Below are 15,717 nucleotides of genomic sequence, written 5' to 3'. Positions count from 1 at the left end.
TTATCCGCGGGGGCGCTTCATTATCCGCGCGAAATCTCGGTTTCCTTTTCAGTGATGAATTCAACCAGTGCGGGCTGCCCGCGTTCGATTGCCGCCAATGCACGGTGCAATGCAGGCACGATCTCCTCGGCTTCGGTCACACGTTCACCATGGCAGCCCAGCGAACGGGCGAAATTGGCGTAATCGCCGCTGATATCGGTCGCGCGGAAACGTTCCGTCGCTTCCGGCATGATCTTCAGTTCGCAAGCCATCGCGTAATTGTTGAGCAGGATGGACAGGATCGGGATATTCTCCCGCGCGGCGGTTTCCAGATCCGTGCCGGTAAAGCCGATCGCCGCGTCACCCCAGACATTGATGCAGAGCTTTTCCGGGTGAACCAGCTTCGCCCCCATCACGAGGCCGAGCCCGTAACCGAGCTGGGTCGATTTGCCCCAGCCAATATAGGAATGGGGCGAAACGCTCTTCCAGAACGGGACCAGCTGATCGCGCGGGCTGCCCGCGTCATGGGTGATGATCGTATTGGCCACATCCACGGTCTGCTGCAGGTCCCACAATACGCGATAGGGGGAGAGCGGGCTGGTCGGCTGGGTGCACTTGGCTTCCCATTTCGCAAACCATGCGGCCTCCGTGTCCCGGATCGCCTGCGCGACCGGCGCGCTGTCGCGCGGTTCCGGCAGGCGGCGCTTCACAGCCTCCAGCAAGGCGGCCAGGGTCAGCCTGGCATCGCCGATCAGGCCGATCTCGCACGGGACTGCCTTGTCCACATCCAGCGGGTCCAGCGTGGCGTGAAGCACGCGCTTCCCTTCCGGGATGGTCAGGCCGAAAGGCGTGGGAGTGAAGCTGCAACCAATGCCTAACAGCAGATCGCATTCATCCAGCCATTTGCGCACGCAGCCATTGATGCCATTTCCGCCAGAGCCAAGCGCGAGTTCATGCGTCTCGTCAAAACAGCTCTTGCCTTCCAGGCTGGTCATGACCGGGATCGCCAGATGTTCAGCCAGGGCGCGCAATTCGTCATAGGCTTCCGCCCAATGGACGCCCTGCCCGGCATAGATGGCGGGATTTTCCGCCGCGATCAGCAGATCGGCCGCCGCTTCGATCTCATCCGCCGCCGGCAGGTTATGAAGCGCCTTGCCCGGCACATAATCCATCTCCCCGGTAAAGGGTTGGGTCAGCAGGTCGAACGGCAATTCCACCACCACCGGCTGCGGGCGGCCATTGCGCAACAGGGAGAAGGCGCGGCGCAGCACAGGCACTACCTGATCGGCCCCGGTCAGCGGTTCCGCATGTTTGGCGAAACTCGCCATGGATCGGGTGGAGCTGAAATTGAACGGCAGATGCGCTTCATGCAGGGCATAGCCTTGCGGCATGACCAGCACAGGCACGCTTTCGGAAAAGGCCTGCGCCACGCCGCCCATGGCGTTTTCCGATCCGGGGCCCTGCTGCATCACGAAGACGCCCATCATTCCGCCCTTGCTCATCCGGCTGACGGCATCGGCCATATGCATTCCGGTGCGTTCCTGCCGCACGATGATCGTGCGCAAACCGGCCCGCGCCGCAGCTTCCAATATGGCGTTGCGCGGATAGCCGAAGACCACTTTCACCCCTTCGCGCAGGAGCACGGCAACGATCGCATCGGCAACCGTGCCATTGGCATGAACCTGTTGGGCCGGATCGCCGTTTCCCCGTCGCATTATCGTTCTCCCCTTTGTTTCCGGGGCTAGGATATGGCGGTGCAAGGCGCAACAAGCCTTCGCGGCACGTCGCAGGGAAGTGCCGGCCTTCGCCCGTGATTATTGATCGGGCCGCCGTTCGATCTGGGCGATCATTGCCTCCGCCCATTCGCGCGGGGCCCTGCGCCGCCCGATATCGGCCACAAATTCCTGCCCGCGCGCCACGCTGCGCAGGCGGCTGCCGCGCAACCAGCGATCGGTCCGATCGTGATAGGATAGGCCGGTCCGGCGCAGCCATGGCGGTATTTCCCAAAGGCTTGGCGGCCCCTCTGCCACGGTCAGGCGCAAACCGGGCGTGGCCATGGCCGCCACTCTTCCCGGCCCGTGATAGAGCGTGTCATTCCGGCCCAGCATGGCGAGCGCATGGGGGTGGCTCAGCGCATTGGCGCGTTCCAGCAATGCCTGATCGCAACCCGGCAGCGGCATCACTTGTTCGACCCGCAAATAGCCGAAGATCCGGTGGTGCGGATCTTTCCCTTCTTCACGAAACAGGCCGAAAAACAGGAAGATGTCCCCCGCCCCGACCCCTTGATTGGCAAGATGGGTCTGCGCCGCTCCGACCTGTCCGAACAGGCAGGTGCCATCATCCAGGAACATCGGATCGTGATGGCAGGGATCCTTATCCCCCAGCCGCCCCCGGCTCGCCCGCCCGGCCAGCCCGCCAAGCCCCAGCGCGCCATAAGTGGTGCGTGACGGCCCGGCCCCGGCCGGGATCGGCAGACTGACCGGCCGGCCATCCACGATCGGAGACGGGCCGCCGCCCGATGCGCTGTCGAATCCCTTCCTGCTCAGCACGATCTTCATGCCCCGCTTGTTGCGCAGCTTTTGCCGCCGGCCAAGGCGCCTCGCGGAGCGGCGGCCGATCCATCCCAGTTTGCCGCTAAGGCCCTGATCACAAAGCTTGATAACACGTGAAACCGGGTCCATGTGCCCGCAATGACGCTAGACCGCACCGCATTGCGCGCCGCATACCGCCTTGAAGAACAAACCTGCGTGGAAGAGCGGCTTGCACAAGCCGCCGGGGCATCCGCCATTCACGATCAGGCCGCAGAACTGGGCGGCAAGCTGATTGAGGGCGCGCGCACCCGCAAGGCCAAGGGCTTGGACGCCTTCCTGAACAGCTATGGCCTCGCCACGGAAGAAGGCATTGCCCTGATGTGCCTGGCAGAGGCGCTGCTGCGCGTGCCGGATATCCGCACTGTCGATGCGCTGATCAACGACAAGCTGGGCACGATGGACTGGGCCGAACATCTCGGCGAAAGCAGTTCCACCTTCGTCAACGCCGCCACCTTCTCGCTGATGCTGACGGGGCAGGTTCTCCATGCCGGGCGCGAGGCGGAAGCCGGGCTGGCCAATACGATGCGCCGGGCGATCGGCCGCATGGGCGAACCGGTAATCCGCCAGGCCGTGTTGCAGGCCATGCGCATTCTGGGCGGGCAATTCGTCTTCGGCCGCACCATTGAAGAGGCGCTGAAGCGTGCCGCGCCGGAACGCAAGCGCGGGCTGGTGCACAGTTTCGACATGCTGGGCGAAGCGGCCATGACCTTCGCCGATGCGGAGCGTTATCGCCAGGCCTATTCCGATGCGATTGAAAGGCTGGCAAGCGAAGCCGGGCAAGGGCTGCGCGCCAGCCCGGGCATTTCGGTCAAGCTGTCCGCGCTTTATCCGCGTTACGATTATCTCCACGCCCCGGCAGCCCGGGCGGCACTGGTGCCGATCATGCGCGATCTCGCCGCCAAGGCGCGCGATGCCGGCATTCATTTCACCGTCGATGCGGAAGAGGCGGAACGGCTGGAACTGTCGCTCGACATTATTGAGGAACTGGTCGCTGACGACGATCTCTTCGCCGGCGGCTGGGACGGTTTCGGGCTTGCCGTCCAGGCATATCAGAAGCGTGCTCTGCCCCTGTGCGACTGGGTGGCCGAACTGGCCCGCACCCATGGGCGCAAGCTGATGGTGCGGCTGGTCAAGGGCGCTTATTGGGATACGGAAATCAAGCTGACCCAGGTGGGCGGGCACAAGGATTACCCGGTCTTCACCCGCAAGATCGCAACCGACGTTTCCTATCTCGCCTGTGCCGATCGGCTGCTGGCTGCGAAGGACGCGATCTATCCGGCCTTCGCCACCCATAACGCCTATACGGTGGGCGCGATCAAGGCGATGGCCGACAAAGCCGGCGCCAATGGCGAATTCGAATTCCAGCGCCTGCACGGCATGGGCGAAGATATTTACGGCGCCCTCGCCAATGAAGAGAAGAATTCCTCCAGCCAGACCCGCGTGCGCATTTACGCGCCGGTCGGGGGGCACAAGGACCTGCTGGCCTATCTGGTCCGGCGCCTGCTGGAAAACGGCGCCAACAGTTCCTTCGTCAATCGCATGGCCGATGCCGAAGTGCCGGTGGAAGATCTCGTCACCGATCCGGTGGTCGAACTCGCCGGGCTGGAACCCAAGCGCAACCCGACGATCCTGCTGCCGGCCGATATCTACCCCAACCGGCGCAACAGCGCGGGTGTCGACCTGGCCGATCCCACAGTGCGCGGCCCGTTGCTGGCCGATCTCGACCGGCTGGAAAAGCGCGAATGGGATGAAAACGTGGAAGCCGGTTCCGCACGCGAGGTCCGCTCGCCGCAGGATCGGCGCAAGGTTCTCGGCCATGTCCATGACGCGACAGAGGCAGAGATTGACGACATGTTCGCCCGCGCGCTGGCCGCGCAACCGGCGTGGGACGCGATGGGCGGCCTGAAACGCGCTGCCTTGCTGGACAAGGCGGCCGACCTTTTCGAACAACATACCAACGAATTCATTTCCCTGTGCCAGCGCGAAGCGGGCAAGACCGCGATCGACGGCATTCTGGAAGTGCGCGAAGCGGTGGATTTCCTGCGCTATTACGCCTGCGAAGCGCGGATGCTGTTCGGCGCGCCGCAGCCCATGCCCGGACCCACCGGCGAAGAGAATTTGCTGCGCCTGCATGGCCGCGGCGTTTTCGTTACGATTTCCCCCTGGAACTTCCCGCTGGCGATCTTCACCGGCCCCGCGGCCGCAGCGCTGGCCGCAGGCAATACGGTGATCGCCAAACCGGCCGAACAGACACCGCTGATCGCCGCGCTGGCCACCCATCTTTGCCACGAAGCCGGCATTCCGGAGGATGTGTTCCACCTCGCCCCGGGTGACGGCAAGGTCGGCGCAATGCTGACATCGGATACCCGCCTGTCAGGCGTCGCCTTCACCGGATCGAGCGCCACAGCCCATGCAATCAACCGCAATCTTGCCGCACGCGAAGGCGCCATAGCCACGCTGGTGGCCGAAACGGGCGGCCAGAATGCGATGATCGTGGACAGTTCCGCCCTGCCCGAACAGGTCACCCGCGACGTGATGGCTTCCGCTTTCCAGAGCGCGGGCCAGCGCTGCAGCGCGCTGCGCGTGCTTTACCTGCAGGATGATATTGCCGATTCCATGCTGGAGATGATCCGCGGCGCTTTTGAAGCGCTGGTGATCGGGGATCCGGCCGATCTTGCCACCGATGTCGGCCCGGTGATCGATGACGAGGCGAAGGAAAAGCTGGAAGCCCATATCGCCGAAATGAAGGCGAAGGGTAACACGGTCTGGCAACGCGAATTGCCGCCCTATTGCGACCATGGCAGCTTCGTTCCGCCAACCATCATCGAAGTGGATTCGATCTCCGAACTGGAAGAGGAACATTTCGGCCCCGTGCTGCATGTCGCCCGCTTCCCTGCGGCCAGGCTGGCGGAGACGGTGGACGAGATCAACGCGGTCGGCTTCGGCCTGACACTCGGCCTGCACAGCCGCATCGATGCGGTTCGCCGGCTGGTGGAATCGCGCGCCCGCGTCGGCAATCTCTATGTGAACCGCAACCAGATCGGCGCGGTCGTGGGCAGCCAGCCCTTCGGGGGCGAGGGCCTGTCTGGCACCGGCCCCAAGGCCGGCGGTCCGCATTATGTTTCCCGCTTCGCCACGGAACGGGTGACGACGGTCGACACCACGGCGGCCGGAGGCAATGCGAGCTTGCTTGCCGGGGGATAAGTCCCCGGCGGGCTTGCCCCGCCCCGATTGCTGCGGAATCCCTCCTGCATGACGATTCTCAGCGACCGTTGGATCCGCAACGAAGCCCGCCATAGCGGCATGATCGAACCCTTTGTGGAGCAGCAGCAGCGTGACGGCTGCATCTCCTACGGGCTGTCATCCTATGGTTATGACGCGCGCGTGGCGGATGAATTCAAGATCTTCACCAATGTCGACAATGCGGTGGTCGATCCGAAGAACTTTTCCTCCAACAGCTTCGTGGACCGCAAGGCGGATGTCTGCGTGATACCGCCCAACAGTTTCGTCCTGGCGCGCACGGTCGAATATTTCCGCATCCCGCGCGATGTACTGGTGATCTGCCTGGGCAAGAGCACCTATGCCCGCTGCGGGATCATCGTGAATGTCACCCCGCTGGAACCCGAATGGGAAGGTCATGTGACGCTGGAATTTTCCAACACCACGCCCCTGCCCGCCAAGGTCTATGCCAATGAGGGTGCCTGCCAGTTCCTGTTCCTGAAAGGGAATGAACCGTGCGAGCGCAGCTATGCCGACAGGTCAGGCAAATATATGGGCCAGCGCGGGGTGACGCTGCCCAAGCTTTGAGTTCCGACAATCCGTGACGAAGACGGGCGGAGGAGGAAGGTCGATCTCCTCCGCCCGATCCCCGGCCGCCATTACAAATGGCGACCGCTCCAACGCCGGTGAGTTCCAGGGGGTTAGAAGCTCAACCGGGCGCTGACCTTGAAATTCCGGCCCGCCAGCGGGACGAAATCCTTGGTGAAGCTGGCATGGCGGCGACCCTGGGCATCGAACAGATTATCCACCTGCGCCATGAAGGTGACGTTTTCCGTCCCTTCCAGCGGGTGCCACGCCAGCGACAGATTGACGAAGGCGAAATCATCGGTCGGCGTTTCATGCTCCGATACGCGGGTCTGTTTGTCGAACCACTGCACTTCGGCGCGAGCATCGAAATGGCCGAACTGCGCCTCCAGCCCTGCCAGCAGGCTTAGCGGGGGGATCCGCGGAACCGGCGATCCATCCGCCAGCGTGGCGCGCACATAATCGCCGCGCAAATCGGTCAGCACCGTCAGTCCATCACCTTCATGGACCGGAAGAGTAATCTGGCCTTCGATACCGAACTGGTCGGCATCCTGTTGCAGGAACTGGAACACTTCCAGCCCGTCTTCCTCGGCGCCAGTTTCCGACAGGAAGATGAACCCGTCGAACCAGTTGCGATAGATGCTGGCCGAAAGCATCGCCCCGCCAATTTCGCCGCGCACATAGCCTTCAACACCCCAGGAACTTTCCGTGTCGAGCGCGGAATTGCCGATTTCATATTGCTGGGTGGCCACATGCGGCCCGTCGGCAAACAATTCCTGCGCGGAAGGCGCGCGTTCGGCCCGCGAAATATTGAAACCGGCCCTCAGTTCCTCCGCCAGTCCATAGGACATGCCGAAGGCGCCGGAGAATGTATCGAAATCCCGTTTCAGGCCGAGAGACTGCCGTGCGTCCACGCCCGTGCGTTCATAGCGGCCGCCCAGCTCGATCTCGAACGGATCGAAATAGAGTTCCTGCACGGTGAACAGGGCGATGCTGTCCGTCTTGTTGGAAGGAACGAAGGCTTCGTCGCCGCTCGCGGAAAAATCGGTATGGGAATACTGGCTGCCGATCGAACCCTGCCAGCCACCGCGCAGCGACTGCACCAGTTCAACCCGGCCCTCCACGCCTTCCACATCGAACACGGTGCCGATCTCGTCACCTTCGAATTCGGTATGGGTATAATCGCTATAGCCCCAGCGGGTTTGCACCTTGTCGAAAAAGCCCTCGCCCAGATCCAGCTCGCCCCGCAAATCGGCGCGATAACGCTTCATGCCGATCGAGACATCGCCTTCCTCATGGCCGTGATCTTCCTCTTCTTCGTGGCCGCCTTCATCTTCGTGTTCATGCACATGGCCGACGCCGGGCAGGCCGGGAACGCCGTAATTCGTGTCGTAATAGTCGAAGGAGACGCCGATATTGCTCTCGCCCGAGAAGAAGGCGATGCCGGTGCCCAGCGTATAGGTTTCCGTCCAGCTATTAGGCAGGGTGCCCCTTGTATTGGCCCCTTCGCGGATCTCCTCCGCTTCATCCAGATGGCCTTCCTCTTCCTCCTCCGCCGCGCGGGCCAGCATGTCGGCGCGCAGCGATTGCGAAGCGACATAGCCCGGAATCTCAAGGTTATCCGTGTTGCGATAGGATCCATCGACATGGAACGCGACATTGCGGCCCAATGGAATGTCGAGCGACAAACCGCCTTCACGCTTGTTGGCCGCACTGTCCACGCCGGCACTGGCATCGACATGGATGGCCTCGTCCGCCACGCGCGGCGGGATACGCCTGGTGATCACATTCACCGCGCCGCCTATCGCCTGGCTGCCATAGAGAAGGACCGCCGGGCCGCGCAGCACCTCGATCCGTTCCGCGATCAACGGGTCCACCGTCACCGCATGGTCGGCTGAAGTGCTGGATGCGTCAATGGCGCCGATGCCGTCGGTCAGAACGCGAACACGTTCACCGCCGAAACCGCGCAGCACCGGGCGCGATGCGCCGGGGGAGAAACTGCTTGCAGATACGCCCGGCAGCTTGGCCAGCACTTCGCCAATCTGGGCATCCAGATTACGCTGTAATTCGGTCCCGTCCATGACGGACGAACCGGCCAGAACGTCCAGCCGGCGCAGGCCAGCAGCGGTCACGACGATCGGACCATGCAAATCATCGCTACCCGGCGTGGCCTGTTCGCCTCCCGATGACTGGGCGAGGGCCGGAGTGGCAAACAGCAATGATGCGGAGAGAAAAAGCGATACCCGAAAGCCATTCATGAAGATGCGATCCGCCTGTTGTTGTTGCGATTAGATGTAATGGTATATCATCGTGCTGCAGCGCACAAGCGGGCTGTTTCAGTTTTCTCCCGAAAAATGAATTTGTCCGTGGCTGTCTAACGGGCCGCTGCGGCCAGGCGCGAACGGGCGGCTTCCTCGCCTATCAGCGGCAGCAGCGCATTCATGTCCGGCCCGTGGTCGCGCCCGGTCAGCGCCTGACGCAAGGGCAGGAACAGGGCCTTGCCCTTGCGGCCCGTTTCTTCCTTCAGTGCCGCCGTCAGGCCGCGCCAGGGTTCATCCCCCCATGTCAGCAATTCCGCAGCACGAGCGAGAAAGGCCTTCGTCTCATCATCGAAGTCAGGGGGCGAAACCGGGCCGGTGACCACCGACCACCAATCCTGCGCGTCCGCGAGCTTTTCCAGGTTGGGGCGGATCGCCTCCCAGGCTTGCGGCCCCATGCCTTCGGGCAGGCGGGCCGCCACATCGTCATAGGGCAGCTGGTGGAGGATGGCGGTATTGATGCGGCCCAGCTCCGCATCGTCAAACTTCGCAGGAGCGCGGCCGAATGTGCCGAGATCGAAGGTTTCGATCAGCTTGCTGCGGTCGATAATCGGTTCGACAGGCTGTGACGTGCCGAGCCGGGCAAGAAGTGACAGCAGCGCCTCCGGCTCTATCCCGGATTCGCGCAATGCATCGCAGCCGAGCGCGCCGAGCCGCTTGGACAATTTGCCTTCGCGCCCGACCAGCAATGCCTCATGCGCAAAGCGCGGGGGTGCAGCATCAAGTGCGGTAAACATCTGAATTTGCACTGCTGTGTTGGAAACATGGTCCTCACCGCGGAGTACGTCCGTCACGCCCATCGCAATGTCGTCCACCGCGCTGGGAAGCATATAGAGCCAGGACCCATCCGCGCGCCGCACCACCGGATCGGACAATTGCGCCGGATCGAAATGCTGGGGACCTCGAATACCATCGTCCCACTCGATCATGCTGTCATGGTCGAGCTTGAAGCGCCAATGCGGAGCCACGCCTTCCGCTTCCTTCGCGGCACGATCCTCGTCACTTAGCGAGAGAGCGGCACGGTCATAGATTGGCGGCAGCCCCCGCCCCAGCAGGATCTTGCGCTTCAGTTCCAGTTCCTGCGCAGTTTCATAAGCAGGATAGACCCGCCCGGCCGCTCGCAATGCCTCGAATGCCGCCTCATATTCCGCAAGGCGTGCCGATTGCCGCTCTTCCCCGTCATGATCGAGGCCGAGCCAGGCGAGGTCTTCGCGGATCGCATCCACGAAGCGTTCTTCGCTACGCGCGGCATCGGTATCGTCAATCCGCAACAGGAAACGCCCGCCCGCCTGCTTTGCCAGCAGCCAATTATGCAGCGCAGTGCGAATATTGCCGACGTGAAGCCGGCCCGTGGGCGACGGTGCGAAACGTGTGGTGACCATACCCGCCCCTATAGGCGAAGGAGCGCAAGCGTGAAGCACCATCGCAATGTTGCCCCGCCTTCCAGCCGGTTAATCCAGCGTGGCAAGTGCCGCCGCATCGAAATCCCGCAATTCATCGTCTTGCCCGTCGCGAATTTTCTCCGCCCATCGGGCATCGGCCAACAAGGCCCGGCCCACCGCGATCAGATCGAATTCGCCGCGTTCCATCCGCGCAACCAGACGATCGATCCCCGCCGCCTGGGAGGCTTCACCCGCGAAGGCCGTGAAGAAATCCGATGAAAGGCCGACCGAGCCGACGCTGATTGTCGGCAGGCTGGTGATCTTCCTGGCCCAGCCGGCGAAGTTCAGCCCGTCCTCGCCATCGATTTCCGGGAACTCCGGCTCCCAGAAACGCCGTTGGGAACAATGCAGAATGTCCACCCCGGCATCGACAAGCGGCGTCAGCCACTGCTCCATCTCATCAGGCGTATTGGCCAGCCGCGCCGAATAATCCTGCTGCTTCCATTGGCTGAGCCGCATCAGGATCGGGAAATCCGGTCCCACGGCTTCGCGCATGGCAGAAACGATCTCCGCGCCGAAACGGGCGCGTTCGGCAATGGTCGGGCCGCCATAACGATCCGTGCGGCGATTGGTGCCGCTCCAGAAAAACTGGTCGATCAGATAGCCATGGGCACCGTGGATTTCCAACGTGTCGAAGCCGAGCCGTTTCGCATCGCCTGCCGCGCGGGCGAAGGCGGCAATCGTGTCGGCGATGTCTTCCTCGCTCATGGGTTCGCCGCGTGGATCGTCGGGGCCGTTCAGGCCGGAAGGCGTATCCACCTTTCCCGGCTCAAACCCGTCGGGGGAGCGCGCGCCGCCCGTGTGCCAGATTTGCGGCCCCATCTTGCCGCCGGCGGCATGGACCGCGTCGATCACGCCCTGCCAACCGGCCAGCGCCGCATCGCCGTGGAAGAAGGGGATGCCGGGCTGGTTGCGCGATGCCGGGCGGTCCACCACCGTCCCTTCGGAGAGGATCAGGCCAACCGCATGTTCGGCCCGCCGGCGGTAATAGGCGGCATTCGCTTCACCCGGAACGCCATCAGGCGACATGTTTCGCGTCATTGGCGCCATCACGATGCGGTTGGGCAGGCTCAGCTTGGCGGACGAAAACGGCTGAAACAGGATGTCGGTCGATACCATGGGAATCTCCGTTGCAATTCGCCACGTGAATTGGGTGCATGCGCCGCAGGATCAAGCCAGCTTGTGCTGGATAAAGAAAAACCCCGCCGGATCGCTCCGGCGGGGTTTTCTGTCTGGTCAGCTGAAGCTGTCCCGCGGGATCAACCCTCTTCGGTATTATCCGCTTCGGGGCTTTCCAGCGTCTCGTCACTCTGCTGCAGATACTCGCCGGCATCCGCATCCGTGCCGTGGGTTTCCCCCTCGACAGCGGCCAGCGGATCGTCGCCCAGATCGTCAGCCGGATCGCGCCGCAATTCGGCGGCACGCTCTTCCTCTGCCGTATTGGCAGCGACAAGAGCATCCTGCATCTTCTTGTACTGGGCGCGCAGGGCAGCATCGCGGCTGGAAGCCGTAACGCGCAGACGGTTCATGCCCGCGCCGGTACCGGCGGGGATGAGACGGCCCACGATCACGTTTTCCTTGAGACCGATCAGCGTGTCCTTCTTGCCTTCGACGGCAGCCTGGGTGAGCACGCGCGTGGTTTCCTGGAAGGAAGCCGCCGAAATGAAGCTGCGCGTCTGCAGGCTGGCCTTGGTGATGCCCAGCAGGATCGGCGTGCCGGTGGCAGGCTGCTTACCCTTGCCCAGCTTCGCATTCACCTGGTTCATCTCTTCCAGATCGACCTGTTCGCCCGGCAGCAGCGTGGTATCGCCGCCATCGGTGATCTCGACCTTCTGCAGCATCTGGCGAACGATCACCTCGATGTGCTTGTCGTTGATCTTCACGCCCTGCAGTCGATAGACTTCCTGAATCTCGTTCACGAGATATTCGGCCAGCGCCTCGACCCCGAGAACTTCCAGGATATCGTGCGGATTGGGACTGCCCGAAATGAGCGTGTCACCCTTCTTCACGAAGTCGCCTTCCTGGACGTCGATCACCTTGGTCTTGGGGATCAGGTATTCAACCGGTTCGCCCTCTTCCGGGATGATCGCGATCTTGCGCTTCGCCTTGTAGTCGCGAACGAATTCGATCCGGCCCGAAATCTTCGCGATGACCGCGTTATCCTTCGGGATGCGGGCTTCGAACAGTTCCGCCACTCGCGGCAGACCGCCGGTGATGTCGCGCGTCTTGGCGGCTTCACGGCTGGCACGCGCCAGAATGTCACCGGCCTCGACCCGCTGGCCATCCTCGACCGAAAGCGTAGTGCCCGGCGCCAGCATGTAGCGCGCGGCCTCCGTCTCGTCCCCGGCTTCGTTCAGCAGGGTCATGCGCGGACGCAGATCCTCCTTCTTGGAACGGCCGCCGACGCGATATTCGGTCACGACGCGCTGGGCGATGCCGGTGGCTTCGTCCACACGCTCTTCCATGGTCTTGCCTTCGGCGAGATCCTGGTAGCGCACGATACCCGACTGCTCGGTGATGATCGGCAGGGTGAACGGGTCCCACTCGGCCAGGCGATCGCCTTCCTTCACGGCCTGTCCATCCTCGAACATCAGCATCGTGCCGTAGGGCACGCGGTGGATCGCGCGTTCACGGCCTTCAGCGTCGACAACCACCATCTCGCCATTGCGGGCGAGAGAGAGGCGGCGGCCCCTCTTGTCGGTGATGGTCGGCATGTCGCGATAGATGACCTTGCCGTCGCTGATGCTTTCCAGGTGGCTGGTTTCGTTCACCTGGGCGGCACCGCCGATGTGGAAGGTACGCATGGTCAGCTGCGTGCCCGGTTCACCGATGGACTGGGCGGCGATAACGCCGACCGCCTCACCGATATTCACCGGCGTACCGCGGGCCAGATCGCGTCCGTAGCACTTGCCGCAGACACCCTGTTCCGCTTCGCAGACCAGCGGGCTGCGGATCTTGGCCTGCTGCACTTCGGCTTCCTCGATGGCCTTGACCATCGGTTCGTCCAGCAGCGTGCCGGCCTTCACGATCACCTCGCCCGTGGCAGCGTTGATGATATCCTCTGCCGTGGTGCGGCCAAGGATACGTTCGCCGAGCGAAGCGATGACACTGCCGCCCTGAACGATCGCACGCATTTCCAGCGCGTTCTCGGTCTTGCAGTCCTCTTCCACGATGACGCAGTCCTGCGACACGTCGACCAGACGGCGGGTCAGGTAACCCGAGTTCGCCGTCTTGAGCGCCGTATCGGCCAGACCCTTACGGGCGCCGTGGGTGGAGTTGAAGTATTCAAGGACGGTCAGGCCTTCCTTGAAGTTCGAGATGATCGGCGTTTCGATGATCTCGCCCGACGGCTTGGCCATGAGGCCGCGCATACCGGCAAGCTGCTTCATCTGCGCCGGCGAACCACGCGCACCGGAATGGCTCATCATGTAGATCGAGTTGATCGGCGCTTCACGCCCATTCTCGTCCAGCGGAGTTGCCCGGATCTCGTCCATCATGGCGTTCGCCACCTGGTCGCCGCAACGGCTCCAGGCGTCGATCACCTTGTTGTACTTTTCCTGCTGGGTGATGAAGCCGTCCTGGTACTGCTGCTCGTAATCGGCGACCAGGGTCTTGGTTTCCTCGATCATTCCTTCCTTGGAATCCGGAATGATCATGTCGTCCTTGCCGAAGGAAATACCCGCACGGCAGGCGTGGCGGAAGCCCAGTGCCATGATGGCGTCGGCAAACAACACCGTGTCCTTCTGGCCGGTGTGACGATAGACCTCGTCGATAACGTCGCCGATGTCCTTCTTCGTCAGCAGGCGGTTGATGACCTCGTAAGGGACCTTGTGGCTCTTCGGCAGGCATTCGCCGATCAGCATCCGGCCCGGCGTGGTGTCCACGCGCTTCATGTACTGCTTGCCGTTTTCGTCGGTCTGCGGGACGCGGCTGGTGATCTTGGAGTGCAGGGTAACCGCCCCGACATGCAACGCTTGGTGAACCTCGGCAATATCGGCCAGCACCATGCCTTCGCCCGGTTCGCCCTGGCGATCCATGGACAGGTAATAGATGCCCAGCACCATGTCCTGCGAAGGAACGATGATCGGCTTGCCGTTCGCGGGTGACAGGATGTTGTTGGTGGACATCATCAGCACGCGCGCTTCCAGCTGCGCCTCGAGGCTCAGCGGAACGTGGACGGCCATCTGGTCACCGTCGAAGTCGGCATTGAAGGCAGAACAGACCAGCGGGTGAAGCTGAATCGCCTTGCCCTCGATCAGCACCGGCTCGAAAGCCTGAATGCCGAGGCGGTGAAGCGTCGGGGCGCGGTTCAGCAGAACCGGGTGCTCGCGAATGACTTCGTCGAGGATGTCCCAGACTTCCTTGCGCTCTTTCTCGACCCACTTTTTCGCCTGCTTCAGGGTCATGGAAAGACCCTTGGCGTCGAGGCGGGCGTAGATGAACGGCTTGAACAGCTCGAGCGCCATCTTCTTGGGCAGGCCGCACTGGTGCAGCTTGAGTTCCGGACCGGTCACGATGACCGAACGGCCCGAATAGTCGACGCGCTTGCCCAGAAGGTTCTGGCGGAAGCGGCCCTGCTTGCCCTTGAGCATGTCGGACAGCGACTTCAGCGGACGCTTGTTGGCGCCGGTGATGACACGGCCGCGGCGGCCATTGTCGAACAGCGCGTCCACTGCCTCCTGCAACATGCGCTTTTCGTTACGGACGATGATGTCCGGCGCGCGCAGTTCCATCAGGCGCTTCAGGCGATTGTTGCGGTTGATGACGCGGCGATAGAGGTCGTTGAGGTCGGACGTCGCGAAACGGCCGCCATCCAGCGGAACCAGCGGGCGCAGTTCCGGCGGAATGACCGGCACGACTTCCAGGATCATCCATTCCGGGCGGTTGCCGGAATCGATGAAGCTTTCCACGACCTTGAGCCGCTTGATGATCTTGGCGGGCTTCAGCTTGGACTTGGTGGTGGCGAGTTCTTCGAGAAGATCGTCGCGTTCCTGTTCCAGGTCCAGGTCCATCAGCATCTGCTTGACGGCTTCGGCGCCAATGCTCGCGGTGAAGGCATCCTCGCCATATTCATCCTGAGCGTCGAGCAGTTCGTCCTCGGTCAGGAGCTGGAACTTTTCGAGCGGGGTCAGGCCCGGCTCGACCACGATGTAGCTCTCGAAATAGAGCACGCGCTCCAGCTGCTTCAGCTGCATGTCGAGCAGCAGGCCGATGCGGCTCGGCAGCGACTTCAGGAACCAGATATGCGCGACCGGTGCGGCCAGTTCGATATGGCCCATGCGTTCGCGGCGGACCTTGGTCACCGTCACTTCGACGCCGCACTTTTCGCAGACGACGCCCTTGTATTTCATGCGCTTGTACTTGCCGCACAGGCATTCGTAATCCTTAACCGGACCGAAGATGCGCGCGCAGAACAGGCCGTCACGTTCGGGCTTGAACGTGCGATAGTTGATCGTTTCCGGCTTCTTGATCTCGCCGAAGGACCAGCTGCGGATACGCTCCGGGCTCGCGATCTCGATCTGGATCTGGTCGAAGGTTTCCGGCTTGGCGAGCTGGTTCGTGAATTTGGTCAGTTCGTTCATG

8 protein-coding genes are annotated in these 15,717 nt (G+C 62.6%); 2 read left to right on the top strand and 6 right to left on the bottom strand.

Annotation, left to right across the window (positions count from 1 at the left end):
• Nucleotides 1–20: 20 nt before the first annotated feature.
• Nucleotides 21–1,694 carry a thiamine pyrophosphate-requiring protein gene (locus WYH_RS12980; protein WP_046904170.1) on the bottom strand — a complete coding sequence of 558 codons (1,674 nt, stop codon included), beginning with the start codon at nt 1,692–1,694 and terminating at the stop codon, nt 21–23.
• A 99-nt stretch (nt 1,695–1,793) separates the two neighbouring features.
• Nucleotides 1,794–2,537, bottom strand: coding sequence for an Nmad3 family putative nucleotide modification protein (locus tag WYH_RS12975; RefSeq protein WP_046905165.1), 744 nt, complete (start codon nt 2,535–2,537; stop codon nt 1,794–1,796).
• A 132-nt stretch (nt 2,538–2,669) separates the two neighbouring features.
• On the opposite strand from WYH_RS12975, the gene putA reads away from it, so the two are divergent.
• Together putA and dcd are read left to right on the top strand one after the other, a co-directional pair.
• On the top strand, nt 2,670–5,774 hold the full coding sequence (gene putA, locus WYH_RS12970; protein ID WP_046904169.1) for a bifunctional proline dehydrogenase/L-glutamate gamma-semialdehyde dehydrogenase PutA: 3,105 nt from the start codon (nt 2,670–2,672) through the stop codon (nt 5,772–5,774).
• A 48-nt stretch (nt 5,775–5,822) separates the two neighbouring features.
• A complete protein-coding gene (gene dcd / locus WYH_RS12965) occupies nt 5,823–6,377 on the top strand; it encodes a dCTP deaminase (protein WP_046904168.1) in 555 nt (184 codons plus the stop codon).
• A 113-nt stretch (nt 6,378–6,490) separates the two neighbouring features.
• Here dcd and WYH_RS12960 read toward each other — a convergent pair whose 3' ends face one another.
• The 4 genes from WYH_RS12960 to rpoC all read right to left on the bottom strand — a co-directional run bounded on the left by WYH_RS12960 (nt 6,491) and on the right by rpoC (nt 15,716).
• On the bottom strand, nt 6,491–8,632 hold the full coding sequence (locus tag WYH_RS12960) for a TonB-dependent receptor (protein WP_046904167.1): 2,142 nt from the start codon (nt 8,630–8,632) through the stop codon (nt 6,491–6,493).
• A gap of 116 nt (nt 8,633–8,748) precedes the next feature.
• A complete protein-coding gene (gene gltX / locus WYH_RS12955; protein WP_046904166.1) occupies nt 8,749–10,074 on the bottom strand; it encodes a glutamate--tRNA ligase in 1,326 nt (441 codons plus the stop codon).
• A 69-nt stretch (nt 10,075–10,143) separates the two neighbouring features.
• A complete protein-coding gene (locus WYH_RS12950; RefSeq protein WP_046904165.1) occupies nt 10,144–11,253 on the bottom strand; it encodes an NADH:flavin oxidoreductase in 1,110 nt (369 codons plus the stop codon).
• Nucleotides 11,254–11,393: 140 nt separating this feature from the next.
• A complete protein-coding gene (gene rpoC, locus WYH_RS12945) occupies nt 11,394–15,716 on the bottom strand; it encodes a DNA-directed RNA polymerase subunit beta' (protein ID WP_046904164.1) in 4,323 nt (1,440 codons plus the stop codon).
• Nucleotide 15,717: the final 1 nt, after the last annotated feature.

The organism is Croceibacterium atlanticum (assembly GCF_001008165.2).
GTDB classification, from domain to species: Bacteria; Pseudomonadota; Alphaproteobacteria; order Sphingomonadales; family Sphingomonadaceae; genus Croceibacterium_C; species Croceibacterium_C atlanticum.
Note: the sequence above shows the minus strand (reverse complement) of the source record. Positions and strands in the feature narration are given on the sequence as shown.

Excerpts from the sequence above, each read along its gene's own strand:
- dcd (WP_046904168.1), top strand. The coding sequence starts at position 5,823 with ATGACGATTCTCAGCGACCGTTGGATCCGCAACGAAGCCCGCCATAGC.
- WYH_RS12950 (WP_046904165.1), bottom strand. The coding sequence starts at position 11,253 with ATGGTATCGACCGACATCCTGTTTCAGCCGTTTTCGTCCGCCAAGCTG.
- WYH_RS12980 (WP_046904170.1), bottom strand. The coding sequence starts at position 1,694 with ATGCGACGGGGAAACGGCGATCCGGCCCAACAGGTTCATGCCAATGGC.
- WYH_RS12960 (WP_046904167.1), bottom strand. The coding sequence starts at position 8,632 with ATGAATGGCTTTCGGGTATCGCTTTTTCTCTCCGCATCATTGCTGTTT.
- putA (WP_046904169.1), top strand. The coding sequence starts at position 2,670 with ATGACGCTAGACCGCACCGCATTGCGCGCCGCATACCGCCTTGAAGAA.
- gltX (WP_046904166.1), bottom strand. The coding sequence starts at position 10,074 with ATGGTCACCACACGTTTCGCACCGTCGCCCACGGGCCGGCTTCACGTC.
- WYH_RS12975 (WP_046905165.1), bottom strand. The coding sequence starts at position 2,537 with ATGAAGATCGTGCTGAGCAGGAAGGGATTCGACAGCGCATCGGGCGGC.
- rpoC (WP_046904164.1), bottom strand. The coding sequence starts at position 15,716 with ATGAACGAACTGACCAAATTCACGAACCAGCTCGCCAAGCCGGAAACC.